We start from the raw sequence: 25,526 nt of genomic DNA on the forward strand, positions 1-25,526 counted from the left end.
CGGAGGCCGCCGTGCCGGAGGAACTCTTCACAGCCCCAGCCGATCTCACCCTCGTCGGAGACGACGAACTGCGAGCGCTGGAGACCCAAGGCACCACCGAGTTCGACCGCGTCAGCGGCATCGACGACGTCGACCCCCAGACCCTCCAGTACGCGATGCGGCTGACCGACGACCTCGACCGCATACGCGCCGAACTCAGCGTGCGCGACACCCGCGCCGAGCGCGAAGCCGAACTGGCCCGCAACCGCGCCGCCGACCAACTCGCCTCACTTCAGACCCGCGTGCATGGACCGGCCACCCCCGCCGCAGGCGACCCCGCCGCCGCGCCGGCAGTCGACGCCGAGTCCATCGCCGTAGCCGCGGCCCGCGGCGTGACCGCCGGAATGATCGCCATGATGGGCGAGAAGCGCGGCAGCGGCTTCGACCCGGAGGCCCTCGCCCGCCGCGCCACCGCCAGCCTGGCCGAGACCGCCCAGCACGCGCCCACTCCGCGAGTGCCCGAGCAGCGCCTCGCCGTCACAGCCTCTGTGGACATCCCCGGTGTTGCCCATGGTGGCGAGCTGACCACCCTGGCGTCCCTGTCCGACGTGGTCGCACGCAAGGCCAAGAGCATGCCGGTCACGTCCGGCTCGCCGAACCACCAGCTGGTCGCCTCCATACGCAATGACTTCGAGCACTCGGTCGACGACCGCACCAGCCCGGCGCAGATGTCCGAGCTGATCAACTACCTGCGCAGCAAGGACAAGCAAGACGCGCTCGTCGCGGGTGGCGGATGGTGCGCACCCAGCGAGATCCGCTACGACTTCTTCAACATCGCCTGCGAGGACGGGCTGATCGACCTGCCGACCTTCGGCGTCACCCGCGGCGGCGTGCAGTTCCCCGTCAGCCCGAGCTTGGCCGACGCGCTCGGTGGCGGAACCGCCTTCGCGGGATTCACCAGCGAGTTCTCCGTCACCAGCCAGCCCTGGCTGTGGACCGAGGCCGACGACATCGCCGCCGTCACCGGCTCACCCACCAAGCCCTGTATCAGGGTGCCTTGCCCCTCCTTCGAGGAGGAGCGGCTGGAGTGCTACGGATACTGCCTGACGGCCGGCAACTTGAGCGACGACGCCTATCCCGAGGCGACGCAGCACATGCTTCAGCTGCTGATGTCGGCGCACGCGCACGTCATCAACGCCCGCCTCATCGCGCTGATGCTCCAGGCGTCCACCTCGCCAATCAGCATCTCGGGCGGTGCCGCTACCGACAGCGCCGCGCCCCGTATCTACAACGCGGCCGGGCTCGCCGCTGCCGATTACCGCGCGCGGTACGGCATGTGCGAGTCCGACGTGCTCGAACTCGTCATCCCCTTCTGGGTGCGTGAGGTCATCCGCGCAGACCTTGCCTGGAAGGCGGGCGTCGAGTTGCAGGATGTGCCGAATGTGCAGATCGACGGCTATTTCTCGGCACGCAACATCCGCGCCCAGTGGGTCAACGACTGGCAGGTCAGGGGCGCGAGCCAGTTCGGGCACGCCTCGGCGATGACGGCCTGGCCGACCAGTGTCGACTTCCTCCTGTACGCGGCGGGCACGTTCCTCCACGGCAACGGCATGTCGCTTGACCTCGGTGTGGTGCGCGACTCCGTCCTGAACTCTGAAAACGATCACACGGCGGCGTGGAGCGAGGAGTGCCACCTCGTCGCCAAGGTCGGCCATGAAAGCAGGCGCTACCGGGTCGGCTTCAACGTCAACGGCTCTACCTCGGCCCTGCACGCCGGCACCGTCCGCGTCTGACCATGACCCGCCACCGCACGCAGAGGAGGTGACCGATGGCCGGAGCACGCCAGATCGTCGACAGTCCGTCGGTCACCCCGCTGCCCCACGGGCTGTGGGACGCCGCTCAACAGCCGACGGCACAGGGACCGCACTGGCAGCAGGGCATCACCTGGTCCGAGCGCTGCCCCGGCGGCACGACGACCTACGACGAGTGCCTGACCGAGACCGGCGGCGGCACCCCGCCGCCCGCCCCGGCCACCAAGGCGGCGACGTTCGGGCAGCGCCTGCGCGGCGCCACCCCCTTCACCGTCGTAACGGAATTCGACTGCGCCACGGTCGGCCTGACCGACGCGGCCACCGTCGCCTCCGACGCGCTCGCCCGCGTCGAGGCGCAGCAGCTTGAGGCCGCGTTCTGGACCGGGTCCGCCGGTGGCCAAGACGTGGTCTTCCCCCACCTGGCCGCCGACGCCGAAGTCCTCGACGGCCAGGACGCCATCCTCCAGTCCGCCGCCAGCCCGGTTGTCACCGGCGCCGCCGACATCGCCACCGCCCTCGGCGTCCTCGAACAGGAACTCGCGGACTGCTATACGGGACAGGGCGTCATCCACATCCCCCGGAGCGCCCTGCCCACCCTCGCCGCGTGGAACCTCGCCCGACTGGTCGGCGGGCGTCTGGTGACCCCGGCGGGGAACGTGCTCGCGGTCGGGAGCGGCTACCCGGGAACGGGCTCCGATGGTGCCACCCCGGCCGCGGGCACCACCTGGATCTACGCGACCGGCAGCGTGTGGGGATACCGCTCGGAGCCGCGAGTCTCCCAGCCGCGGGAGTCCCTGGATCGCGCCTCGAACACGTACCGCATGTTGGCCGAGCGGACGTACGTGATCGCTTACGACTGCTGTCTTCTCGCTGCTCACGTCAAGCTCGGCGTGCCCACGGAATAGGAGTTTGACCATGGCCCCCTCGTTCTGTGCCACGCCGATCAAGGGCACTCATTTGAGGATCGTCTCGCTGGATTTCTGCGGGATTCCGGTGACCGGCGCGTCCGGTCTCGTCGTCGTCAGCAAGGGCTTCGTGCAGGTCCAGCAGGAACCGGACTACGAGGACGGCGAAGAGTTCTTCGAGCGCACCGCTGATGGCACGCCGTGCGTGAACCAGAAGGACGACCCGACGCTGAAGCGCGTGCAGTTGACGACACAGTTCTGTGAGGTCAACGCGGCAGGCACTGCCTACATCTCCTCCGCCCGCCCACTGCTGGCCGGAGGCACCACGACAGGTTTTGCGGTCGCGGAGGGCAACCCCGTCAACCGCTACAGCCTGGAGGTATGGCAGCAGGTGGCCGGGTCCGGTGCGTGTGACTCCGGTGGCCAGCAGCGCTACATCTACAACGCGTGGCCCAACGTAGGCGCCTCGAAGATCGGCAACTACACCGTCGAAAACGCGAGGAGCACGCTGGAGGTGGCCTCGGAGACGCGGGCCGCCTCCGATCGGTGGCTCGCGTCGGTCGGCGCTTCCTGGCTGCCGGGCGAGACCGTGGAGACCGACGAGCACTGGCTGTGGAACATCACCACCACGCCGCCTCCGTCCGCGCAGTGTGACCCGACGACCCTCGCCGCATAGCGGCCCCTGGCCGTGGCCATCGTCCGCTACGACGAACTGTTCTGGACCCCCGACGGCAGCATCGCCGCCGGGGTCCAGGCTGTTGTCTACGAGCACGACACCAACACCAAGACGACGCTGTGGGCAGACGCCAGCGGCACGGTGCTCCAGGCCAACCCGCTCAACACAGACGCTGACGGCCGACTGACGTTCTTCATTGAGGAGGGCGCCTACTGGCTGCACCTCGACTCCGAGGCGTTCGAGCTGCTGCTCGGCAGTGCGGCCCCCGCCTCAACGACCGCCATCACCACAGCAGTCGCCACGCACAACGCCGCCACCGCAAACGTCCACGGCATCCCCGACACCGCGACGCTGGAGACCCAGGCAGGGGCGCAGCAGAAGGCGGACGCGGCGCAGGCCGACGCCGAGGCCGCCGCAGCGGGTGCCCTTTCGGCCCATGCCGTGGACACCACGGCGGTGCACGGCATCCCAGATACCGGCGTGCTGGAGACCCAGAGCGGCGCCCAGTCCAAGGCGACCGCCGCGCAGTCGGCGGCCGAGTCGACGGCGGCTTCCGCGCTCGGCACGCACGCGGCGGACACGACGGCGGTGCACGGGATCGCTAACACGGCCGCGCTCGCCACCGGTGCCAACGTCGACTCCGCCGTCGCGGCTCACAGCGCGGCTACGACGGCCGTGCACGGCATCGTGGACACCGCGCGCCTTGCCGTCGCCGAGGGTTGGCCCCGCCCGTCCGACTACGGATACCGGGCGTGGGCGTACGACCCGGCGACCGCGAGCAGCGCGGCCATGCCGACGGGCGGAGCGCTGCACCTAGTCGCGCTGCGGCCGAACACGTCCGGCTCTTCGGCCTCCGTGCACTGGGGTGTGTCGGTCGCTGGGGTGACGCCGACGGCGGGCGCGAACTGGGTGGGCCTGTACGACTCGTCGGGGGTGCGGCTGGCACAGGCCGGGGTGGACGGGGACCTCACTTCGACCGGGCTCAAGACGACGCTCTTGGTCGCCTCCCTCAGCGCTGGAGCTCTCTACTGGGTAGGGCTGCTCCTCAATGCCTCGACCCTGCCGCAGGTCTTCCGGAGTTCGGGGCAGGCGGCAGTGACCGCGTTTCTCAACGGCGGCCTGACTGCGGACGCCCTGCGGTTCGCGTCGAACGGAGCCGCACTCACCACGCTGCCGAGCAGCATCGTCCCCGGGAGCAATGTGCCGGCCACCGCCTTCTGGGCCGCGATCAAGTAGAAGGTGGGCTATGCCGGTCATCAATCCGATCATCGTCACGGGGTCGGGCTACCCGCCCGGCGAGGGCGCGGACTTCGGGCCGTGCGCGGACTGGCCCGTCCGGTGGACGTGCGACGTGGACACCCTCAACCCAGCCATCACCGGACTCGCCGTCTCCATGGCCACTGCCACCCTGTGGGCCCTGACCGGGCGCCAGTTCGGCCTGTGCTCGATCACCCTCCGCCCGTGCGCTCGCGACTGCGGGGACGGCCGCATGTACGACGACGCCGGGCCGCCGTGGACCGCCCGCTCGTGGCCCTCGGCCGCGCTGGGCGGCGGCCTGTGGGTCAACCTCGCGTGCGGGGGCTGCGGGTCAGGCTGCTCGTGCTCGCGCGTGCCGGAGTTCGTGCTCCCTGCTCCGGTTTCCTCCGTGGACGAGATTCGTATCGACGGTGCCGCCCTGCCCGCCTCGGCGTACCGGCTGGACAACAACAGGATCGTGGTGCGTACGGACGGTGGGGCGTGGCCGCGCTGCAACGACCTGTCTCTTGACGACGGGCCCGGCACGTGGTCGGTCACGGCCACGTACGGGCAGGCTGTCCCGGACGGCGCCGCCCTGGCGATGGGTGAGCTGGCGTGCGAGATCGGCCGTGCCGCTGACGGCGGTGACTGCCGACTCCCGCCCGGCGTGCAGCAACTCGCGCGGCAGGGTGTGACCATCTCCTACCCGGACGTGGGCGCCCTCTTCGAGAAGGGCCGCACCGGGCTGTACCTCGTCGACTTGTTCATCTCCACCTGGAACCCCGGACACCTGCGACAACGGTCCCGGGTCTACCGAGTGGACGCGCCGACAGTACGGAGACCAGGCACATGATCCATGGCCCGCTGCGCTGGTACGAGGTCGCCGAGCGGCTCCGCGCCGCCGTGCACGATGCGCTCACCGACAAGCCCCAGCGGTCCGGCGTCGTGCCCGGCGCCATCGCCTGGGACGAGTGCGACTGCGGCCTCCTCGCCGTGTCCGTCGGCCCCATCGTCTGGTCCGACGAGTTCCCCGACGAGGCCACCACCCGCACCGCCAACTGCAACCCCGTCTACGAGGCGGCGGAGATCATCGTGCAGGTCGCGCGGTGCGCCCCCTCCCCACAGGGCCAGGACATGGCGCCCACCGTCGCCGCCCTCGACGCCGCCGCCCAGGCCGTGGCCCGCGACGCGTACGAGACGCGCTGCGCCGTCCTCACCGCGCTCGTCGGCATGGTGGACGAAGACATCCGCGACTACTTCCTCCGCCCGCAGACTCCGCAGGGGCCGGCCGGTGGCTGCGTCGGAACCGAGCTGCGCGTCTCGGTCGCGCTGTAGGGAGAGGACGATGGCGGAGATCCGGATCGACTGGGGCGCGGTAGATCGGATGCTGCGCTCGCCGACGGGCATGGTGGGCCGGGATCTGCGGCGCCGTGCGGACCGGGCTGCCGCATCGGCGCGGCGGGACGCTCCGGGCAGCATGCCGTCGCAGATCGCGGGGCCGGCCATCGGGCGCCGTGGCGGTGAGCTGTCGGCCACGATCACGTCTCGGCACCCGGCCACGGTGTACGTGGTGAACGGGACGGTTCCGCACATCATCCGGCCTGTGAGCCGGAAGGCGCTGCGGTTCAACGTCGGCGGTCGGACGGTGTTCGCGAAGGTCGTGAACCATCCGGGGACGCGGCCCAACGACTTCCTGACCAAGGCGCTGAGGACCGCAATCTAGCTCCGGAAAGATCTTGAGCCGGGCGGTCCTACCGTCACCGCATGACCGAGACCAGCCACGCCGCAGGGCCCGAGGCCGCCGCAGGTCCCCGCGACTTCAGCCGCCCCCGCGAGCGCAAACAGTTCGTCATCGACGACGACACCTTCGAGGCATGCCGCGCGCTGCCCGGTGAGGACTTCGTCGTCTTCATCGGCCACTTCGAAGAGTTCGACGGCGCTGGCTCCTGGAGGGACAACTTCAAAGCCGTAGTGGCAGCCCTGGAACTGGTGCTCCTCCCCGACTCCTTCGCCCGGGCCCGGGCCCGACTGTCCGACAAGGAACACCCCATCGAGCTGGACCAGATCGTCGAGGTCCTGGAATGGCTCGTTGGTGAGTACGCCGACCGCCCTACCCAGCCGTCGTCGGACTCATCGGATGGGTCCGACGACCAGGAGTCTGGCACCAGCTCGACGGAGAGTACGCCGCCCGAGGAACCGATCTCGGTGGCCTCCGTGCCGACCGGTTCCTGAACGCGGTCTACCACGAGATGCTCCAGCGGCTGATCGTTCGCGAGGGACAGACCGAGGAAGCGGCCCGTCGAGAGTTCGACACCGCCCTCGGCGTCTCGGCATGGCGCACGCCCGGCCACCGGGTCGTGGTGCCTGTCGCAGTCGAGCCCCGTGACCCGGCCGCCCCCGACTGGTGGCACGGCGACGACGACGCCTCCAACAGCTTCCTGGCGTCGATGGGGGTGACCCTCGATGCCTGACCTGGTGGGCACGGCCGAGATCCGCGTCGACATGAACACGCGGGATGCCGCGCGCTCGATCCGCGCCATGGTCTCCCGCTCCGACGGCCCACTACGCACGTTCAAGGACCGCATCGGCGACGTCGGCCAAGAGTTGGAACGCGTCCGCGCCGTCGCCCGCGACATCACCATCACCGCCGACCTCGACAACCGACTGACCGCCGGCGCCACCGCCGTACGCGACGCCGTCAACGACCTTCAACGCCTCGGCCCGGTCCGCATCCCGGCCGAGATCGACGATGACACCGGTCCCGGAATGGGGAGGGTCCGCGCCTCCGTCGATCGCCTCCGGCAGCTCGGCGCCGTACGCATCCCCGCCGTCCTCGACGACGTCACCGCAGCCGGTGCCACCGCTGTCCGCAGCACCGTCGCCCGACTTCAGGGCCTGGGACCGGTCACGGTCCCCGTACAGGTCGACGATGACACGGGCGCGGGGGCTGCTGCGGTGCGGGCGGCGGTCGCGCGGCTGGAGGGCCTGGGGCCGATCCGCATCGCGGTCGATGTCGATGCGCGGGCGGCAGACCTCGCGTCGGCTGCGCAGGCGATGGGCACGCTGCAACAGCGCGCCACCACCACCTCGCGGGCACTGACGTCGCTGGCGACACGGGCGACTGCTGCCGCTGCCGCGCTCACCGCCGTCAAGGAGGCGGCTCAGGATGCCGGCCGGGCGCTGCGTACGCTGCGCGGCCGGGTCCAGGCGGCGGCTGACGCCATGGGCAACCTGCGCACCAGCGCAGCCGCCGCGGCGACCACCCTGCGCACCATCACCAACCGAGCCGACGGCGCCAACCAGCGCCTAGGAGATCTGGGCGGCAGCACGCGGACGCTGCGCTCGGACATGGACGACCTGGACGGCAGCCTCACCCGGGTCGGCGGCCGGCTGGGCGGCCTGCGCGGCAGGCTCGGCACGTTGGGCAACTCCGCCGGTGGTGCGGGCGACCGCATGAAGGACGTAACCGGCGCCCTCATGTCCCTCGGGTTGGCCGCGATCCCGGTGGCCGCGTCGATAGCCCCGATCGCAGCGGCAGCAGGTGCGGCCGGGCTGGCCGTGGCGGCCTTCGGGGCGGCGGCTGCGGGGCAGGTAGCGGCGCTGTCGAAGGCGTCTGAGGCGGAGACCAAGTACAAGGACGCGGTCAAGGAACACGGGCGCACCTCCCAGCAGGCGGCAGAGGCGTCGTCTGCGTACGCGCGGACCATGTCGCAGTTGCCGGCGCCGACGCGTACGGCTGCGGCGGCGCTGTCCTCGTTGAAGGCCACGTACACCGGGTGGTCGAACGCCCTCGCGCGCGACACGATGCCCGTGTTCACGCGCGGGTTGCAGACGGTCAGTGCCGTACTGCCGAAGCTGAACCCGCTGGTGCGTACGGCGGCGGCCGGCTTCAACCGGCTGATCACGATCGCGGCTGGTGGTATCGCGTCGCCGGGCATGGACGCACTGATCCAGAAGGTCAACACCCTGGCGGGCGGGGCGCTTCGGCGCGCGACGGACGGCCTGTTGTCCTTCATCCGCTCCGCGCAGTCCGGGGCCGTCGGCGGAAACGTTACTGCGTTCATGGCGTACGCGCGGGCGAACGGGCCGCTGGTCGGCGAGACGCTGAGGAATCTGGGCAGCGTCCTGATGAAGCTGCTCTCGGCCGCTGCGGACGCTGGTGTCGGCATGCTGAGTGTGGTCAACGCGTTCGCCAGCCTGGTCAACGCCATCCCACAGGGCCTGTTGTCGAATCTCGTGCAGGTCTACGTCGCCTTCCGGCTGATCAAGCTCGCGGGGGTGGGCATGGTCGCGATGAACGCGGGGCTCGCCGCGGTGGCCGGGCACATCACGGCGATGCGTACGGCGGCGGCTGGGGCGACGGGCCGGATGGCGTCGCTGCGTGCGGGACTGGCCGCGATGCCCGGCGGCGCCAAGTTCGCACTGGCGGCGATCGGCGTCGCGGTGCTGACGGTCGGCATCTCCAAGCTGGTCAGCAAGTTGGATGAGGCGCCACCGTCGGCGGAAAAGCTCAGCCAGTCGATGGTCAAGTTCGCCCGCACAGGGCGGATCGGCGGGGAGGCGGCGCGCGCGTTCGGCAAGGACTTGGGCGGGTTCGGCGACGCGGTCGCACGGGTCGGTCACCCGAGCGTGATGGAGCGGATCAAGGACGTCGGCCACACGATCGTGACCCTCGGCATGGACACGGAGGCCGGGCTCGACAAGGCGCAGAAGGGCACGCAGGCCGTCGACAAGTCCTTGGCTGACCTGGTGTCCAAGGGGCACAGCGACATCGCGGCGGTGGCGTTCCGCCGGTACGCGAAAGCAGCGGAGAAGGGCGGCACGTCCACCGACAAGCTGCGCGGGATGCTGCCGAAGTACAAGGAGGCACTGGCCAACGCCAAGATGGAGCAGGAACTCGTCGCGCAGAGCATGGGCCTGTTCGGCTCCCAGGCCATGAAGACCAAGAACAAGCTGGAGGCGCAGAAAGCCTCGGCGGACGGGTTGCGGCAGGCGATCCAGGCGTTGAACGACGTCAACCGCGCTGGGTTGGGCGGGATGATCGGTTTCGAGGCGGCGATCGATGCGGCGACGAAAGCCGCGAAGGACAACGCCGGCGCGTTGTCGATGTCCGGCGGGCGGCTCAACCTCAACTCGGAGAAGGCCCGTGCTGGCGCGACCGCGCTGAACGATCTCGCGCAGAAGACGGACGAGGCGGCGGGCAGCGCACGGGAGTCGGGCAAGTCGTGGAGCACCGTGTCCGGGATCTACGAGCGGGGCCGTCAGGCGCTGGTCCGCAACGCGATGCAGATGGGGCTGACGCGGGCTGAGGCGACGAAGCTGGCCGGGCAGATCCTGAAGATCCCCAACAAGAAGACGACGCTCAAGGGCGACGTCACCGACCTCTCCAGCAAGATCGCCAAGGCGAAAGCGCAGCTCTCCGACAAGAACATCCCCAAGGAGAAACGGGCCAAGCTCACTGCCGACATCAAGCGCTGGAACAACCAGCTCGCCGTGGCAAAAGCGCGCCTACTGATGACGCCGACGAAGCGGGAGGCGAAGCTCACCGGCAACATCAAGGACTGGCGCGCGAAGATCGCGGCGGCGGAGAAGCAGCTCAAGACCGCCAAGGGGACGAAGCGCGCCAAGCTGACCGGTGACATCAAGGACTGGAAGGCGAAGGTCTCGGCTGCTGAGCGGCAGTTGAAGAGGGCCAAGGCCACCAAGACGGCGAAATTGTCGGCCAACATCCGCGACTGGACCTCCAAGTTGGAGGCCGCCAAACGGCGGCTCAAGTCGGTCCCAGCATCGAAGCGTTCCGCGCTGCGCGCCACCATCGCTGACCTGCAATCAAAGGTGTCCGCAGCCAAGCGCGCCATCAACTCGGTCAAGGGGAAGACCGTCACCATCCGCACGAATTACGTCACCTCGCGGAAAGCCACCAAGGGCGCAACCTTCGGGCAGGGCGGCAGCTACTACCAGAAGAACGCGCGAGGCGGTCCAATTCGCCGACTCGCAAGCGGCGGCCCGGTCCAGGGCTTCCCCGGCGGCGGGCTCCTCCGGGGGCCGGGCACTGGCACCAGCGACAGCATTCCGCTGCTGGGCTCGGCTGGCGAGTACATGGTGAAGGCGCGCGCCGTCGACAAGTACGGCGAGCCGTTCATGGAGTCCATCAACTCGATGCAGTTGCCCGTTGGTACGGCGACGAGCGCCGGCCGGTCGGCAGGACGGGGCGGGGCATCCACGGTCGTCAACAACTATTACAACGTCCAGTTCACCAACGAGGGCCCGATCGGCTCTCAGCAGGAGCTGGACGACTGGCTGACCAGCAGCATGGACCGACTCAAGCAACAGCGGCGTCTTCCGATAGCGGTGGGTGGTCGCTGATGGCCAGGTTGTGGACGTGCGGCTTCGAACTTCAGTCGCTGGCGCCTGAGGTCGAGGTCATGTCCCTCACCGGGACCGGGTCGATCAGCACGACGATCCACCGCGAGGGCGCCGCGAGCTTCCGCTCGAACCCCGCAGCGGCGACGGGCTTCATCGAGAACCGGCTCGATGCGAGCGGCATCAACGCCAGGACCTTCCACCGCTTCTACCTGTACATCGCGGCACTGCCCTCGGCCACGACGACCGTCTACTCCCTGGGGCAGAGCGGGTACTTCCCGGTTCACGTCCGCGTCACCCCCGCCGGGATGCTCCAGCTCCGCGACAACCAGAACACCGTCGACGTAGGCACCGCGAGCGCGCCGTTGGCGACCGGCCGCTGGTACCGCGTCGAGATCGACGCAGCCGAGTCCGGCGCCATCGCCACCCCCCGCAACGTCGTGGGCTATCTCGATGGCGTCAACTTCTCCGGCACCGCGAGCATCGCCGGGTCCACCGGCTTCAGTCGCATCCGCGCCGGCGTACAGACCACCGCGACCGTCGACCTCCACATCGACGACATCGCGATCAACACCACCACCGGCACAGCACAGAACGGCCTGCCAGGGCCGGGCTCTGTCGTCCACCTCCACCCCGACAGCGCCGGAGACGCCAACGGCTGGGCCACCGCCGTCGGCGGCACGGCTGGGGCGGCGAACAACTACACGAGGGTCTCCGAGGCCACGCCGGACGACACCACCAGCTACAACCAGACCACCGCCGCGGGCACGACCACGATCGACGACTACAACCTCCAGACCGCCGCCTCCGCAGGCATCGGCGCGAACGACACGATCAACCTCGTCGCCGTCGGCGGACGGGTCGGCTCCAACGCGGTCACCGCGGCGTCGCTCGTCTACCGGCTCAAGAGCCAGCCGGCCGGGGCCACGGTCGAATCCGGCTCGGTGTCCGTCGCGCTGAACGGCTGGGCCACCCACAAGGCCGCGGCTCCGTACCTGCCACAGCTCACCTCGTACACCAACCCCCAGACCGGCGGCGCCTGGACTCCGGCGCTGCTGGACACTGCGCAGATCGGTGTACGTGGCGACGTCTCCCAGGCCACCCAGCGGCGCGTCAGCACGCTGTGGGCGCTGGTCGAGTTCGTGCCCTCGCCAGGCGCCCCGCTCGCCAGCCTGGTCGACGACTTCGAGGACGGCACCGTCGACCCGGTGAAATGGTCCGGCTCGTACGGCACGTACAGCGAGACCGGCGGCCGGGCCCGCGTCGCCTGCGACACCGGATACAGCGCCGTCGCCTCGGCTCCGGCCTACCACCTGCGCGACAGCCATGCCCGCTGTCGTCTGTATCCGCCGGCGGCAGGCGGCGCCGTCGCGGAGGCATGGGCTCAGCTACTCATCACTACGCAGACCCTGGGTACCGACGCGGTCATCGAGGTCAACTCGGTCGGCGGGAGCCTCGGGATACAGATGCGCTCGGGCTATGCGGACCCGGACGCTGTCTCACTTCCATATGACCCGGTCGCGCACGCGTGGGTGCAGATCCGTGAGACGGCCGGCTCCTTGTACTGGGAGACCTCCGCCGATGGTCTCGCGTGGACGGTGAGGCGTACGGACTCGTCGCCGGCGTGGGTGGCCAACGGCTACCTGCAAGTGCAGTTGATCTCTCATCGTGATGGCGGTGTCGCCGACGTCGCCGAGTACGAGAGCTTCAACATCACGCCTGTGGCGCCGGGGACAGGGATCCCGCTGGCTGAGTTGGCCGATGACTGCTCCTCGCCGGTCGTGGACACGGCGCGCTGGCCGGACAACTACAACGAAGCACCCGGCGGGCCGCTGCCTGATCAGCCGGATGGCCGGGCGCGGGTGCCGTGTACGGCAGGGGCGTTCGCAGCGTTCGCCTCGGCTGAGGACTACACGCTGGCTGGGTCGCACGCGGCGGTGCAGGTGGTGCCTGCGGAGCGTGCGGGTGCGGTCGGGGATGTGTTCACGCAGCTCATCATCCGCAGCTCGGTGGTGGGCACACAGGTCGTGTTCGAGGTCAACGCGTCCACGAATCTCCTGCTGATGGTGATCCACGTCGGCTACATCGACGAGGTCGGCGCGTCCATCCCGTACGACCCGGTTGAGCACGCGTGGCTCCGTGTCCGCGAGGACGCCGGGACTCTGTACTGGGAGACCAGCGCGGACGGCCGGGCGTGGACGGTGCGGCACTCCGTGGCCTCCCCACCGTGGGTATCCGCTGGGAACCTCGCGTTGCAGCTGCTCGCCTACCGGGACGACGGCTCGGGCAACTACGCGTACTTCGACAACGTCAACGTCACCCCGACTCTGGCCGATGGCTACTTCGTCGGCGTCGACTGGGCCAGCAGCGGCGCCTTCGACGGCGAGCACGACGACGTCACCTCGCAGGTCCTCGCCCGGAACCCGGTCAGCTTCTCCTACGGCCGCGACCAATCCCGCCAGCTCGCACCGCCGGCCATCGGCAGTCTCAGCTTCTCCGTGTGCAACGCAGAGCGGATCTACTCCCCGGAGAACCCTGACAGCCCACTCGCGGACGACCTCTCGCCCGCCTCCCCGATCCGCGTGGACGTCACCCTCGACGACGTCGTCTACCCACTGATGCGAGGGCGGGTCGACGACTTCGAGGTCCACCCCGACCGCACCGACCGCTCCGTGGACATCACCGGCCTCGACGACCTCAGCCTGCTCCAGACCGACATCAGCACCGAGGTCTACGAAGCGCGCCGCACCGGCTTTCTGATCGGGGTCATCCTCGACTCGGTCGGCTGGACCGCCCCGCGCGACCTCGACCTCGGCGCCACCCACGTGCCGTGGTGGTGGGCCGAGGGCAAGGACGCGTTCACCGCGTTGACTGAACTCCTCGATTCCGAGGGACCGCCGAGCATCGCGTACGTCGCTCCGGACGGGACGTTCACCTACCGCGACCGGCACCACCGCCTCCTGCGCGAGAACTCCCTCATCCCGCAAGCGACGTTCGCCGCCCGTCTGGTCGACTGCGAGTCCCCGCCCGTCAGCGGCTTCTCCTACCTGCCGCCGTTCGAGTACAGCCACGGCTGGCGCGACATCATCAACGACGCCACCTTCGACATCGAAGAACGGCGGCCCGACGAGCCCAGCGTCGTATGGGAGTCCGACGACACCATCAGCCTCACCATCGGCCAGTCCACCCAGGTCCACATCCAGACCTCGGACCCCGTCCGCGACGTCCTGGACCTCGTGCCCGGCACCGACATCATCTACAGCGGACCCGGCGTCATCACCTCCACAGTCTCCCGCCGCGCCGGACAGGCCATCACCGTCAACCTCATGGCGCACGGCGGGCCAGTGACCATCACCCGCCTTCAGGTCCGGGCGCAGCCCATACCCGTGGTGCGCACCGTGCAGGTGACGGCTGAGGACGCGGTCAGCATCCAGCAGCACCGCAGGCGTACGTACCCGGAGAGCGCCCCGTGGGCAGGACAGCACGACGCGTATGCGATCGCGCAGCTCCTGTTCGCGCAGTACGCGCAGCGCCGGCCGACCGTGCAGCTGCACCTCGTCTCGGCCGACCGCGATCACCTGCTCCAGATCCTGACCAGGGGCATCTCCGACCTGATCACCATCAAGAACGGTGAGCTGGGCCTGGACGCCGACTTCCACATCGAGCGGGTGCAGCACACGCTGCGCCGCATGCGCGACGGTGACCCCGACTGCGGGGCCGGGCCGGTGCATTACGCGGTCCTCGGCTGCGAGCGCTACGGACAGCAGTACGCCGCCAACCCCTTCACCTTCGACAAGGTCGGCGCGGGCTTCGACGACGGCGTGTTCGACCCCATCGCCACCGACGACCCCAGCCGGATCTTCATCTTCGACCACCCCGTGCAGGGCTGTTTCGACGTGGGCGTGTTCGCCACGTGAGGAGAGAAATGGATATCACCCAGCTCGCGACACTGGCGCGGGCCTACGTCTACAGCGGGGACTGGGTCGCCGACTGCCCCCGGCCCGGCTGCGCGAACACCGAGCACGTCTACGGCCGGCTCAATAGGCGCGACCCGCGCAGCCCGCGCGTGGTCCAGTTGCCCGCGTTCTCGTGCAGTTACTGCCACATGGACGCGATCATCGACTGGCCGCAGCACATGACCGAGATCATGGCCGTGCTCGCGCTGCGGCCCGTGCCGAGCACCCGCAACTGGTACCCCGAGCAGCACGAGACCGCGGTACGGTTCGGCATCCCTCACGGGCAGAGCGCGCAGCAGCTGCGCGATGAGAACGCCGCGCACGACGTCGAGCCGGGCCCGACTCTTCAGGGGGTGGGCTGAGATGGCGTGGTCAGCGCCCATGACAGCCGTGGCGGGCTCAGTGTTCACGGCGGCCCAGTTCAACCAGTTCCTGCGCGACAACCTCAACGAGACCGCCGTCGCCAAGGCCACCGCTTCGGGTAGCCACTTCGTCGCCACGGGCATCAACTCCCTTGCGGAGCGCCGGGCCGACAGCAGCATCGATCTCGCGTCCGGCACCACCACCGCCACCTCCTTCGGGGACCTCAACGCCCCTGCGAGCGCCGGGCCCACGGTGACCGTGGAGACGGGGCCGATGGCAATGGTCTTCGTCCACGCGACCCTTCAAAATTCCGGCGCCGGCAGCAGCCGCATGGGCTATGACGTGGGTGGCGCCTCCAGCTTGGCCGCCGCCGACAACAGGGCGGTGGGCTTTTTCGGGCTGGCTGACGGGGCGCTGATCGCCACCACGATGGCACTGCACACGGCCGGCACCGGCCTCACACCCGGCACGAACACTTTCGTGGCCAAGTACCGCGTCAGCTCCGGCACCGGGACTTTCTCCTCGCGTCGCCTGACCGTCTTCCCCCTGTAGGAGGTCCATGTATGCCTGTCCACGTCTGCTCACTGATCAACAATGAGCCGCAGACCGTCCCCGGCGGCGGCGCCTACTACCCGCTGCACTTCCCCTTCGGTACGGGCGAGTCGGCCGACGAACACGTCATGCACCAGATGGCGCAGCCCGACGGGCATCAGATCGACAACTGGCGTACCGACGACCGGGCCGGTCTGATCTGGCCCACGGTCGATGGGTGGGGCTCGCTGACCGCCAACATCCATTGGGAGGCCGGGGACTACTCGGAGTTGAGGGACCGGTTCGTTCGGGATCCGCTCGGCCTGTCCACCGGGGCGGATACGACGGCGACGGATCACCGGGCGCCGTCGTACGGGATGCAGTGCTTCACCAAGCACCACGCCATCTTCGTGCATCCGGGGACGCCGATCGCGCTGTACGTCGCGCACACCGACCACGTCCCACGCCGGGTGATGCACGCCCAGTTCAAGCTCGCCATCCACACCTGACGGAGGACCCGATGGCCACACCCCTCACCGCCGCGAAGTTCCTCGCCGCACTCAAGGCCGAGGGCATCGCCGTCGTCGAGCACGACGGCTGGCGCACCCACACCCGCACCGCCAAAAGCCGCCCCTGGGGCCCCGTCCACGGCGTCATGCTCCACCACACCGGACCCGGCACCGAGAAGGGCCTCATCGACCTGTGCCGACGCGGCAGAGCCGACCTGCCCGGCCCCCTCGTACCCGGTGTCATCACCAAGAGCGGCACCGTCCACCTCGTCGGCTACGGCCGCTGCAACCACGCCGGATCCGGCGACGACGACGTCCTGCGAGCTGTCATCGCCGAGTCTGCGCTGCCCCGCCCGAACGAGCAGACCACAGACGGCAACGCGCGCTTCTACGGCTTCGAGGCGATCAACAAGGGCGACGGCAAGGACCCATGGCCCGACGCCCAGCGCGACGCCATGGTCCGCGTCTCCGCCGCCCTGCTCCGTGCCCACGCCTGGGGCGGTGACGGCAAGACCAGCGTGATCGCGCACAAGGAATGGACCAACCAGAAGCCGGACCCGCGCACTTCCCCGGGCGGCGCCGACGTGAGCATGGCCGCGATCCGCGCCCTGGTGGCCGAGCGGCTCACCCACCCCGCCGCATGGTCACCGGGCGGCGCGACGCACACCGTCGTGCCCGGCGAGACGCTCTCCTCCATCGCCCGCGACCACGGCACCGCCTGGCTCAAGCTCGCCCAGCTCAACGGCCTCAAGACCCCGTACCGGATCTACCCCGGCAACACCATCAAGCTGAAGTGAGGACCCCATGGCCATGACCACCCGTGCCTTCTGGCGTGCCACCTCCGAGCGCGCCATACGCACCGCCGCACAGACCCTCGTCGCCGCCCTCGGCCTCGACGCCACCGGCGTCCTCGACGTCGACTGGACCGGCGGGCTCTCCCTCGCGGGCAGTGCTGCGATCCTCGCCGTCCTCACCGCGCTCGCCACCTCCGGCGCCGGAGGCCCGGGCCCGGGCGTCACCGAGACCACGCGGCGGGTGTCCTGATGTCTCTGGAAGCACGCCTTCAGACGGTGGCCCGGGAGGAGGCCGGCAGCCAAGTGGCGGGCCTTCAGGAGCAGATCACCGACCTGCACGAGCACCTCCATGTGGCCATGACCCGCATCGCCAAGCTGGAGGCATCAGCGGGGGACGGCGCCGCCCCGCACCCCGAGCCAGACGAAGCACCCGCGCCCCCTCCGGCTCGCCGTACCACCAAGAAGGCGAGCAGCGGATGAAGGTCGTCGTCTACCCCGCCGACCGCTACGGCTGCGGCCACTTCCGCATGATCTGGCCCGCCCAGCAGCTCGCTGCGACCGGGCACGACGTGCGGGTCGTCACGCCGGAGCAGCGGCGCGTGCGGATGGTCATGGACGGCGACCGCGTCACGGACGTCCTCGTCGAGGCGGACGTGGTGGTGATGCAGCGGGTCACGCACCGGTGGCAGGCCGACGCGGTCGCGGTGATGCGGGCCAAGGGCATCGCGGTGGTGGTCGACATCGACGATGACCTCACCGCCGTGCACCCCTCGAATCCAGCGTGGGCGTCGCTGCATCCGGCCGCCGGCGTCCGCGCCGGGGCGGGGGTAGCACCGTCACCGCACTCGTGGCGGAACCTCACCACCGCGTGCAGGAACGCGAGCCTGGTGACGGTGTCCACCCCGGCCCTGCTTCCCGTGTACTCCGCGCACGGCCGCGGGCACGTCCTGCCCAACTACCTGCCGCCCTCGTACTTCGGGCTGCCGCGTACGGACTCCGACACGATCGGCTGGCCCGCCGCACTGCACTCCCACCCGAACGACCCCGAGGTCCTCGGCGGCGCCATCGCACGGCTCGTCGGAGAGGGCGGCGAGTTCGTGATGCGCGGTGACCCCCGCGGCGCCGGCCGCGCACTCGGCCTGTCCTCGGACCCGCCCGGCGCAGCGGTGCCCGTCGAGGAGTGGCCGCGGGCGGTCGCCGAGTTGGGTATCGGTATCGCCCCGCTCGCCGACACGAAGTTCAACGCCGCCAAGTCCTGGCTGAAGCCGTTGGAGATGTCGGCGCTCGGTGTCCCGTGGGTCGCCTCGCCGCGGGCCGAGTACCGGCGCCTGCACGAGCTGGGTGCCGGCCTGCTCGCTGACCGATCCCGTACCTGGCACCGCGAGCTGAAGCGCCTGCGCGAATCCGCCGCCCTGCGCGCGGAGTTGAGCGAGGCCGGGCGGCAGGTCGCCGACGGGCTACGGCTTGCCGACCACGCCTGGCGCTGGGCAGATGCGTGGCAACGGGCCGCAGACATCCAGGCGGCTACGCCACGGCCGACGGTGCCGGTGTAGCCGCGAGGGGCTCCAGCCGTACGTCGCGTACCCACGAGGCGCCGCAGGCGACGCACATCTCGTGGGTGCCGACCATCGTCAGCGAAGTGCTCGTGCACAGAGGGCACTTCGCGCGCGTACGCACGCGTACGAGCTGGGCGCGCTGGTAGGTGCTGGTGCCGCCCCAGTACCCCTCAGCGCCATGGAGGGTGGCCCACATCAGGCAGGGCTGGCGGACGGGGCAGGTGTCGCACGTGGCCGCCGCTGTGGTGAGGCCCTCGGCGGTCTCCTCGTCCGGCACGAACTGCTCCAGCGGCATGTCCGCGCAGGCACCCTCGGGCTGCCAGCTCACATCGTCGGGGTCGATGTACTGCCGTGCGGTGCTCACGGGCAGGGGGTGCCGTCGGCGTGGGCCCAGACGATGACGCCGTCGCGGACGCACTGGCGGATGCGGCCTGCGGTGCGGAGCCTCGCGAGGGCAAGGTAGACGATGCTCTTCTCCAGCCCTGTGGCGGCGGCGAGTTCATTGCGGGAGAGGGGCCCGTCGGCGAGCAGCGTGTAGATCCGATCGTCACGGCTGATCGTCTCGGAGGGCCGGGGCCGGCCTCTGCGTGGGGCGGGAGCTGTCGTGATAGACATCGCGGCTCGCATTCGTTGATCCGATCGTATGGATCTATTGTGCCGCGTGGCGTGGCCAGTTGGGCAGAACCCGACCCCGATCTTCGAGGAGCGAACACGCCCGGCCGCCCCGGACCAGCAGAGCACCCTCTACGGGAGGTCGCCGCCGTGCTCGCGGCTGATGCGCACCGCGTCCTCCCACGCCATCGCTCGGCGCCCGTACACGGTCTCGGCGTCGCCGTCGAGCACGTGCTGGATGTGGCGGCTCGCCTGCTCCCGTGCCGCCTGCGCTGCTTGCTCGGCGTGCCACTCGATCAGTTCGTCCGGCGAGGCACCCGCGACGATGATCGTGTCCGTGGTGGTCGAGAACACCGCGAGCGACCCGTCCGGCTGCCGGATGATCTGCTGGCCCATGGGCGTGGTCATCCTCTCGCGAGCAGGATCGGTGCGACCGCGAGGTACACGGCCACGAGGGCGAAGGCGAAGCACCAGGTGATCCGGTCGTAGTGGTGGGCTAGCCAGCGGAAGAGACTCGCCATCATGCCCCGGGCAGCCAGACCTTGTCGGCGCCCACCATGTCGGCGGCGTCCTCGATCGGGTCCCGCCGCATCCATGTCTCCAGCGGGGTGACGCTGATCTCTTCGCCGTGCGCCCGTTCGGCTTCGACGAGCCAGGCCATCAGGTCCGGCGTGTCCGCCTCGGCCGGAGGCGTGAGGTCGGCGAGGAACGGATGCTGCTGGATCAGCGCTGGCTTGCACGCGTCGGCAACGGACGGAAGCTGATGGGTGAACACATCCTGCCCGGTCATGTGCCCCAGCAGGGCGTAGAGCCCGTCCATGTGGGAGCGGGACAGCAGGATGTCGGTGGTGACGCTGAGTACGTCGGCCAGCGGGATCATTCGGGCATCGGCCATGGGGTCATCCTCTCGCGGTCGGGCGGCAGTTGCAGGCGTACGGGTGGGCCCGCTCCAGCAGGGGGATACCGGAGCGGGCCCGGGGAAGGGCCGCCGCACGGGCAGGTGCACGGCGGCCCGAGGTCTTCAGGCGAGCTGCGCGGGAGTAACACGCAGACCCGGCGTCGGGCGGCTGTCGACAGGCGGCGGGTACACGGTCACACCCTCGCCGGTCGGCGCGTGCCGATCGTCCGCATCGCGCAGCATGCCCGGGACGGCAGCCGCATCGTCGTCGCCCGCCTGGTCGATGAGGACCCACTCGCCGGGGTTGCGCAGCGAGATGTCGTTACTCGCGGCGTCGAGTTCGTCCGCGGTGGGCTGGCGGAACACGTCGACCGCGAACTCCGCCGCCCTGCTCTCGGGCGCGTGGGTGGCGACAACGAGGACGTCACCGACACGGGCCGCGGAGAGGACTGTCCGCTCGGCGCCGGCCATGCCCCAGGCGGCGAGCGCCTCGCGGGCCTGCCTGCGGACCGCGTTGGCCTGCTCCAGGTTGTACAGCTCGGTGGCGCAGCCGGAGCAGGTGCGCATGAAACGCCCGGCGGCGGGGTGGCGGCGGCAGGACTGCATGGCGGTCTCCTTCAGTCGTCGGGCTCGTGCTCGTGCTCGTACCGGTCGTTCCAGTAGTCGCGATCCGCCTGCGCCTCGTCCGCCACGGTGGGCTCGGTGGCGTCCATCAGGCGGCGAGCAAGAGGCGGGCGGCGAGCTGGTGGTAGCAGGGCCGGACGGCCTTGCGGCCGGCGGGGCAGGCGCAGTTGGCCGGGTGGCAGAGGTAGCTCTCGCTGCCGTCGGTGGAGACGGCGCGGAATACCCGCGATCGGATGGCGACGATGGCGCCGTCCTCGATCAGCTCGTGGGCGGACGCGACCTGGTGGGCCTGGAAGTCGGCGAGGTCGGCGCTGGCGTGGCGGACCTTGGCGGCGCAGCCACGGCCGTAGCCGCGTGCCTGGCTGGCGGTGGCGGTGAGCTTGCGTCCGCAGCGGAGGCAGTTGGTGTGCGGTGTGGTCTGCATCGTGTCCCCCTCGTAAACCGTGTACCCACACAGTAAAGGGAAACCGTGTGGGTACACAAGAGGCTGTGCGGCAAAACCGTGTGGGAACATCAGGGCATGCCAGAAGCCTCCGACCACACCTACGCCACACGCTTCCGCATCCCCAAGATCATCTGGGAGGCGTACGGCCGCGTCGTTCCCAACCGCAACGCCGACCTCCTCGACCACGTCCGTACCGTCATCGCAGAACACGGCACCGACCAGGACCGAGCCGACCTCGAAGCCGGAGAACGCGAACTCACCGAACGCCGCTCACGCAAAGGCGGCCGACCGCGACGTTCCCCGACGAAGGAGTGACGCCCAGCAGGTGAGGCAGCGCCAGCACTGGCCGGCGCCCGACGGCGCGGTGCCAGTAGTGCGTGGCGCGAGGCAGCCCCACCCAGTGTCCGGGCAGGGCCCCTCGCGCGCAGCGGTCACATGTCGAAGTACGGGCCCGCGTGGCGCGGATCATCGGCGGGCTCGCGCGCCCAGTCCTCGGCCACCCGCTGTTCGCGCTCGTGCTCCTCGCAGTGGTCACAGCGGTTGCGGCGTTCCGGGTCGGTGTCGCGGTTCGGGCAGTCGTGCCAGTGAGGCTCAGTGGGGATGCAGTCGGCCATGCTGCTGACCTTCCTCTCGCAGTGAGTGGTCCTCCTATAAGGCAGCCCGCGCAGTGCGGCCCGTGAACGTCCGGCGGAACCATCCATGTGCCGCCAGAGCTACCCCCATTCGCAGCCGATTCCGTCGCCCTCGCGGTCCAAGTGCTCCCCATACCCCGGGTCGCCTCGATGCACGGGTGTCGCATCGTCCGCGCGTGCCTCCGCGCAGTTGGCGTACTCCCGCTCGGCCTGGCCTCCAGGGCTCAGCTCAACTGTGACCGTGGCCTCCCCCTGGGCTGTCTCGGGATGGCCCTTCAGCTTCACCTTGTAGGTGACCGTGGCTTCGCCTTCGAAGCCCGGGGTCGGCGTGAAGATGGCAGTGCCGTCGAGTTGCGCCGGTGAGACGACGCCGTGGCTCGCCCCGAGCTGGCTGATCCGCACGTCCCGTGCGGTCAGGCCATCATCATCGTCAAGGTCATCGACTGCGCCGGAGCGCCGGTCCTCCGCACTCAGGCCGGCCAGCAGGTCCAATCGCACCGACTTGTCCATGTCGGTCCACAGCATCTCGTCCTGGCCTGCGAAGCCGTGCTCTTCGAGCCGCCACTCGGCTTTCGCGGCCTTCGTGGCCCTGGGCTTGGCCTCGGCGGTGTCCTCGTCCCCGCCTGAGCAGGACACCCAGATACCCGTTCCCAGCACGATCAGTGCCAGCACCCCGCAGCAGCCTCTCCCGAAATCATCCGCCATCGTCGCCCCCTCGGATGGTTGGTGAGGCCCCGCCGCGCTGGGGGCTTGGCGGGGCCTCGGCATGGGGCGGTCAGCGCTTGGTGAGGGGTTCGCAGCCTTGCACGGAGACGGTGCCGTCCTCCGCAGCGAGCGTGATGATGATCCGTTCGTTCTTGTTGCCGCTCTTGATCTGCGGCATCGTCGTCTCACCGGACGGCTCTGTGGTGATCGCGCACACGTCGAACACGTCGGAAGAGGCGCCCGCCGACTCGTACGTTCCCGCCGGGATGTCCTGGCCGACGATGTAGTCGCCGTCGCCGTACTGCCCGTCTTTGGCCGCCTCGCGGTCGGCTTTGTCCTTGAGCTTTTTGCGGCCTTTCTCGTTGTCCTTCTGGATGTCGTCGAGTTCCTTGTCCAGGGCGTCGGCGGCCTTGTCGCCCTCTTCGATGGTCTCATCGATCTCGTCTTGCGTCGGCTTGGCTTCGACGGTGGTGCTGGGCTTCTTGGCTGGGGCCGGGTCGTCGCCGAGTGCGGCGCCGAGCGCTGCGAGGAGGATGAATCCGCCGATGATGCCGCCTGCGACCTTCAGCCCGGTGTGCTTCTTTTTCGGTGGCAGCGGCTGGAATTGTTGCGGCTGCTGAGGCGGGTACTGCTGGTATTGGCTCATGGGTCCCCCTGGGATGTGAGAGCGGGAGCGTAGCGCCGGATGTAGGTGGTACATCGGTGAACTACATGATGTGTCCGGTTCTGGTGGTACTCGTCAGGTCATGTGGGGGCAGTTGCGTACCCACCAGCCGCAGTCTGCGCAGTACGTGTGAGGGGCGGCGCGGGTGAAGAACGCTCGCAGTCGGGGCATCATGTTGATCTCCTGTCTCCTGCTGGGGATGGGTGACCGGGGTCGGCCTAGTGCAGCCACACGGGCGGCCGGCCCCGGGATTCAGCGGCCGTACTCCTCGGCGGCGGCACGCGCGCAGCGCAATGCCTCCTCTGTCACGAGCCACTCGGCCTCGGGCTGCTCTTCGCCCTCGTCAAGCCCGACGCTGGCCGCGTCGGTGATCGCACGCCGAGCCGCATCGACGAGGAGGCTCTCCGCGGTGTCGGCCACGGGCGTAGGGGTGCCGGGGTTGCCGTAGACGACGAATCGGATCGCGGCGTCCGCGTCGAGGTTGGGGTGCCGCTCCAGGGCGCTGACGACTTGCGTCAGCACGGCGGCGATCTGGTGACGGGTGGGCTGCATCGCGGGGTCTCCTATCTCTTGTGTTCGGGGTGTAGTTGGCCTGTAGTCGAGGTGTGGTTCCGCAGGTCACGCCGCGTGTAGTCGTGGATCGGGGTCACCTTGGCCTTCGGGCTCGGGGAGGGGCCCGGAAGGGGCTCCGGCGGGGGCCGGGAGGTCATCGCGGTGGACCCCGACGGTGACCCCCAGACCCCGCACCCGGACGCGCTTACGGACGGGGATGTCCCACCGCTCCAGGGCGGCCCGGAAGTCGCCCAACTCCAGGCCCTTGAAGAGGCCGTTGTGTTGGGCGTTGGCGAGGAGGTCACGGAGGTGCACGCCCTGCCGCTCGCCGATGGCCTCGCGGACCCACGCGAGGAGCGCCTCGTAGGTGTCCTCCGGGGACCGCTTGGCTGCGTCTGTGGGGCTGGACTGGGGAGCGTCAGCGGCGCGCTCCTGCTCGGCGCTTGTGGGGGTGCCTGCCCGCCAGGCGGCCCAGCACCATCCGGCGGTGAGCGCCCACATCAGCCACGGCAGCACCCGCACGATCTGGTAGCCGATCCAGGCGAGGACGGCGAGGCCAAGCAGTCGTGCGAGGGGGTCGAGAGCTGCACGCCACCCGGTGAGGTCGGCGCGGCGCCCCCGCTTCACCCAGTCGGCGAGCGCCGCCGCGCGGCGGCGGGCGACGATCGCCGATCCACGGGCGAGCCGGTCGGTGATGCCAGCACGGTGCGCCCACGCTGCGGCGGCACGAGCCTTCACAGCCAGCTCCCCGCATGCTCCAGCGCCTCGCGGCCCTTCGCGCCGGCGGCGTTGACGAGGTCGGGCCACCAGCCGAGGAGGGAGGCAATACCGGGCAGGAAGCCGAGGATGGCGAAGGTGACGAAGCCACCGGCGATGCGGCGCTTGTCGTTCTTTCCGGCCGCCTTGAACAGGGCGATCACACCCAACAGGAGGAGCACGGTGACGGCGCCGCCGGCTTCGGTGAGGGTGCCCATGCGGCCGGTAGCCATGGCTGAACTGCCGGTGCCGGTGACGCCGTTGATGCCTTTGTCGCCCGCTTTGGAGCCGAGACCGGCGATGCCGGAGGCGCCCCAGCCGAGGAGCCCGCCGACGCAAATCGTCGCGAGGGAGCCGATCCCCGCGCCGGACGCGTAGGGGATCAGCGCCTTCGGGTCACGGCCGCCCTTGAGCCACGGGCGGAGGTTGAACCACAGGATGGCGAGGGCGACGACGACACCGCCGAGGCTGAGCGCGACGTTCACGATGACCTCACTCCTGTGAGCCAGGTGACGGGGTCGTACCAGCCGAGGGCGCCGGTGCCGCCGACGAGGGCGACGACGAGGAGCGTGCGCGCCCACCATGTGCGGCGGCGGTCGAGGAGCAGGGCGATGGCGAGGAGGCCACCGGCGAGCGCGTAGGGCATGCCGAGCCCGTTGGTGCGTTCCTCGTGGAGGACCGCGGACCACGCGCTGGTGAGACTGTGCCCGTAGGCGGGTGACGGCATGAGGGCGATGGCGGCGGCGATGAGGGTCTGCCACGGCCGCAGCCATGCGCGGAGCCAGCCGAACCGCCAGCGGGGCGCTTCGGGTTCGGGCTCGGGTGTGAGGACGACGTGCACGGTGTGGTGCACCTCGACCGGGGCCGGAGGCGGGGGCGGCGGCGGGGCGGCTGGTACTGCGGGCGGGCTCGGCGGCATGGGCGGAGGTGCGGCCGGCGGGGGTGGCGGGGGTGGCGGC

At 70.0% G+C, this 25,526-nt stretch carries 32 protein-coding genes; 19 read left to right on the top strand and 13 right to left on the bottom strand.

Features of this window, described 5'->3' with window-relative positions:
* Positions 1–11 precede the first annotated feature (11 nt).
* The 18 genes from NMN56_RS39390 to NMN56_RS39475 are packed head-to-tail and all read left to right on the top strand — an operon-like array spanning position 12 to position 18,676.
* Positions 12–1,772 carry a major capsid protein gene (locus tag NMN56_RS39390; RefSeq protein ID WP_274039011.1) on the top strand — a complete coding sequence of 587 codons (1,761 nt, stop codon included), beginning with the start codon at positions 12–14 and terminating at the stop codon, positions 1,770–1,772.
* 35 nt (positions 1,773–1,807) lie between these two features.
* Complete coding sequence (locus tag NMN56_RS39395) at positions 1,808–2,695, top strand: hypothetical protein (protein WP_274039012.1); 888 nt, start codon at positions 1,808–1,810, stop codon at positions 2,693–2,695.
* A 10-nt stretch (positions 2,696–2,705) separates the two neighbouring features.
* Entirely contained in the window at positions 2,706–3,371 is a 666-nt protein-coding gene (locus NMN56_RS39400) for a hypothetical protein (protein WP_274039013.1), read from the top strand.
* 12 nt (positions 3,372–3,383) lie between these two features.
* Complete coding sequence (locus NMN56_RS39405) at positions 3,384–4,607, top strand: hypothetical protein (protein WP_274039014.1); 1,224 nt, start codon at positions 3,384–3,386, stop codon at positions 4,605–4,607.
* A 10-nt stretch (positions 4,608–4,617) separates the two neighbouring features.
* The gene (locus NMN56_RS39410; protein ID WP_274039015.1) at positions 4,618–5,460 is read left to right on the top strand and encodes a hypothetical protein; all 843 of its coding nucleotides are present in this window, start codon (positions 4,618–4,620) and stop codon (positions 5,458–5,460) included.
* Positions 5,457–5,942, top strand: a complete 486-nt coding sequence (locus tag NMN56_RS39415; protein WP_274039016.1) for a hypothetical protein — start codon at positions 5,457–5,459, stop codon at positions 5,940–5,942. Before NMN56_RS39410 ends, NMN56_RS39415 begins: the two co-directional genes overlap by 4 nt.
* A 10-nt stretch (positions 5,943–5,952) precedes the next feature.
* Entirely contained in the window at positions 5,953–6,330 is a 378-nt protein-coding gene (locus NMN56_RS39420) for a hypothetical protein (protein WP_274039017.1), read from the top strand.
* Between the two features lie 41 nt (positions 6,331–6,371).
* Entirely contained in the window at positions 6,372–6,839 is a 468-nt protein-coding gene (locus NMN56_RS39425) for a hypothetical protein (protein ID WP_274039018.1), read from the top strand.
* A 17-nt stretch (positions 6,840–6,856) separates the two neighbouring features.
* Positions 6,857–7,078, top strand: coding sequence for a hypothetical protein (locus NMN56_RS39430; RefSeq protein WP_274039019.1), 222 nt, complete (start codon positions 6,857–6,859; stop codon positions 7,076–7,078).
* Complete coding sequence (locus tag NMN56_RS39435) at positions 7,071–10,973, top strand: hypothetical protein (protein WP_274039020.1); 3,903 nt, start codon at positions 7,071–7,073, stop codon at positions 10,971–10,973. Before NMN56_RS39430 ends, NMN56_RS39435 begins: the two co-directional genes overlap by 8 nt.
* The gene (locus NMN56_RS39440; protein WP_274039021.1) at positions 10,973–14,887 is read left to right on the top strand and encodes a hypothetical protein; all 3,915 of its coding nucleotides are present in this window, start codon (positions 10,973–10,975) and stop codon (positions 14,885–14,887) included. The genes NMN56_RS39435 and NMN56_RS39440 overlap by 1 nt, the downstream gene beginning before the upstream one ends.
* 8 nt (positions 14,888–14,895) lie before the next feature.
* A complete protein-coding gene (locus NMN56_RS39445) occupies positions 14,896–15,288 on the top strand; it encodes a hypothetical protein (RefSeq protein ID WP_280842591.1) in 393 nt (130 codons plus the stop codon).
* Between the two features lie 19 nt (positions 15,289–15,307).
* Positions 15,308–15,841: a hypothetical protein gene (locus NMN56_RS39450; protein ID WP_280842592.1), complete on the top strand. Its 534-nt coding sequence runs from the start codon at positions 15,308–15,310 to the stop codon at positions 15,839–15,841.
* An 11-nt stretch (positions 15,842–15,852) separates the two neighbouring features.
* Positions 15,853–16,329, top strand: coding sequence for a hypothetical protein (locus NMN56_RS39455; RefSeq protein WP_274039024.1), 477 nt, complete (start codon positions 15,853–15,855; stop codon positions 16,327–16,329).
* Between the two features lie 11 nt (positions 16,330–16,340).
* A complete protein-coding gene (locus NMN56_RS39460) occupies positions 16,341–17,126 on the top strand; it encodes an N-acetylmuramoyl-L-alanine amidase (RefSeq protein ID WP_274039025.1) in 786 nt (261 codons plus the stop codon).
* A gap of 7 nt (positions 17,127–17,133) precedes the next feature.
* Positions 17,134–17,373: a holin gene (locus NMN56_RS39465; RefSeq protein WP_274039026.1), complete on the top strand. Its 240-nt coding sequence runs from the start codon at positions 17,134–17,136 to the stop codon at positions 17,371–17,373.
* Positions 17,373–17,603 (top strand): hypothetical protein, encoded by a 231-nt coding sequence (locus tag NMN56_RS39470; protein ID WP_274039027.1) that lies wholly within the window; start codon positions 17,373–17,375, stop codon positions 17,601–17,603. Before NMN56_RS39465 ends, NMN56_RS39470 begins: the two co-directional genes overlap by 1 nt.
* Positions 17,600–18,676, top strand: a complete 1,077-nt coding sequence (locus NMN56_RS39475; protein WP_274039028.1) for a glycosyltransferase family protein — start codon at positions 17,600–17,602, stop codon at positions 18,674–18,676. The genes NMN56_RS39470 and NMN56_RS39475 overlap by 4 nt, the downstream gene beginning before the upstream one ends.
* On the opposite strand, the gene NMN56_RS39480 is transcribed toward NMN56_RS39475, so the two are convergent.
* The 6 genes from NMN56_RS39480 to NMN56_RS39505 form a co-directional block, all read right to left on the bottom strand.
* Positions 18,648–19,043, bottom strand: a complete 396-nt coding sequence (locus NMN56_RS39480; RefSeq protein ID WP_274039029.1) for a WhiB family transcriptional regulator — start codon at positions 19,041–19,043, stop codon at positions 18,648–18,650. The two genes, NMN56_RS39475 and NMN56_RS39480, sit on opposite strands and share 29 nt — an antisense overlap.
* Entirely contained in the window at positions 19,040–19,294 is a 255-nt protein-coding gene (locus NMN56_RS39485) for a helix-turn-helix domain-containing protein (protein WP_274039030.1), read from the bottom strand. The genes NMN56_RS39480 and NMN56_RS39485 overlap by 4 nt, the downstream gene beginning before the upstream one ends.
* 129 nt (positions 19,295–19,423) lie before the next feature.
* Positions 19,424–19,687 carry a hypothetical protein gene (locus NMN56_RS39490; RefSeq protein ID WP_274039031.1) on the bottom strand — a complete coding sequence of 88 codons (264 nt, stop codon included), beginning with the start codon at positions 19,685–19,687 and terminating at the stop codon, positions 19,424–19,426.
* Positions 19,688–19,811: 124 nt separating this feature from the next.
* Entirely contained in the window at positions 19,812–20,186 is a 375-nt protein-coding gene (locus NMN56_RS39495; protein WP_274039032.1) for a DUF7736 domain-containing protein, read from the bottom strand.
* 126 nt (positions 20,187–20,312) lie between these two features.
* Entirely contained in the window at positions 20,313–20,795 is a 483-nt protein-coding gene (locus tag NMN56_RS39500; protein ID WP_274039033.1) for a hypothetical protein, read from the bottom strand.
* A 106-nt stretch (positions 20,796–20,901) separates the two neighbouring features.
* Positions 20,902–21,237 carry a DUF6011 domain-containing protein gene (locus NMN56_RS39505; RefSeq protein WP_274039034.1) on the bottom strand — a complete coding sequence of 112 codons (336 nt, stop codon included), beginning with the start codon at positions 21,235–21,237 and terminating at the stop codon, positions 20,902–20,904.
* A gap of 96 nt (positions 21,238–21,333) precedes the next feature.
* On the opposite strand from NMN56_RS39505, the gene NMN56_RS39510 reads away from it, so the two are divergent.
* Positions 21,334–21,573 (top strand): hypothetical protein, encoded by a 240-nt coding sequence (locus NMN56_RS39510; RefSeq protein WP_274039035.1) that lies wholly within the window; start codon positions 21,334–21,336, stop codon positions 21,571–21,573.
* Between the two features lie 116 nt (positions 21,574–21,689).
* On the opposite strand, the gene NMN56_RS39515 is transcribed toward NMN56_RS39510, so the two are convergent.
* From NMN56_RS39515 to NMN56_RS39545, 7 genes are all read right to left on the bottom strand, one after another.
* A complete protein-coding gene (locus tag NMN56_RS39515) occupies positions 21,690–21,872 on the bottom strand; it encodes a hypothetical protein (RefSeq protein WP_274039036.1) in 183 nt (60 codons plus the stop codon).
* Positions 21,873–21,971: 99 nt separating this feature from the next.
* Positions 21,972–22,562 carry an excalibur calcium-binding domain-containing protein gene (locus NMN56_RS39520; protein WP_280842593.1) on the bottom strand — a complete coding sequence of 197 codons (591 nt, stop codon included), beginning with the start codon at positions 22,560–22,562 and terminating at the stop codon, positions 21,972–21,974.
* 103 nt (positions 22,563–22,665) lie between these two features.
* Positions 22,666–23,241: an Rv1352/Rv1906c domain-containing protein gene (locus NMN56_RS39525; RefSeq protein ID WP_274039039.1), complete on the bottom strand. Its 576-nt coding sequence runs from the start codon at positions 23,239–23,241 to the stop codon at positions 22,666–22,668.
* Between the two features lie 270 nt (positions 23,242–23,511).
* The gene (locus NMN56_RS39530; protein WP_280842594.1) at positions 23,512–23,811 is read right to left on the bottom strand and encodes a hypothetical protein; all 300 of its coding nucleotides are present in this window, start codon (positions 23,809–23,811) and stop codon (positions 23,512–23,514) included.
* Positions 23,812–23,877: 66 nt separating this feature from the next.
* Positions 23,878–24,549: a hypothetical protein gene (locus NMN56_RS39535; RefSeq protein WP_274039041.1), complete on the bottom strand. Its 672-nt coding sequence runs from the start codon at positions 24,547–24,549 to the stop codon at positions 23,878–23,880.
* Complete coding sequence (locus tag NMN56_RS39540) at positions 24,546–25,052, bottom strand: hypothetical protein (RefSeq protein WP_274039042.1); 507 nt, start codon at positions 25,050–25,052, stop codon at positions 24,546–24,548. The genes NMN56_RS39535 and NMN56_RS39540 overlap by 4 nt, the downstream gene beginning before the upstream one ends.
* Positions 25,049–25,526 (bottom strand): hypothetical protein (locus NMN56_RS39545; protein WP_283742555.1); only part of this gene is annotated, 478 nt, incomplete at its 5' end. The genes NMN56_RS39545 and NMN56_RS39540, both read right to left, overlap by 4 nt.

It is taken from the genome of Streptomyces iconiensis, from assembly GCF_028657195.3.
In the GTDB taxonomy this organism is placed as follows: Bacteria; Actinomycetota; Actinomycetes; order Streptomycetales; family Streptomycetaceae; genus Streptomyces; species Streptomyces iconiensis.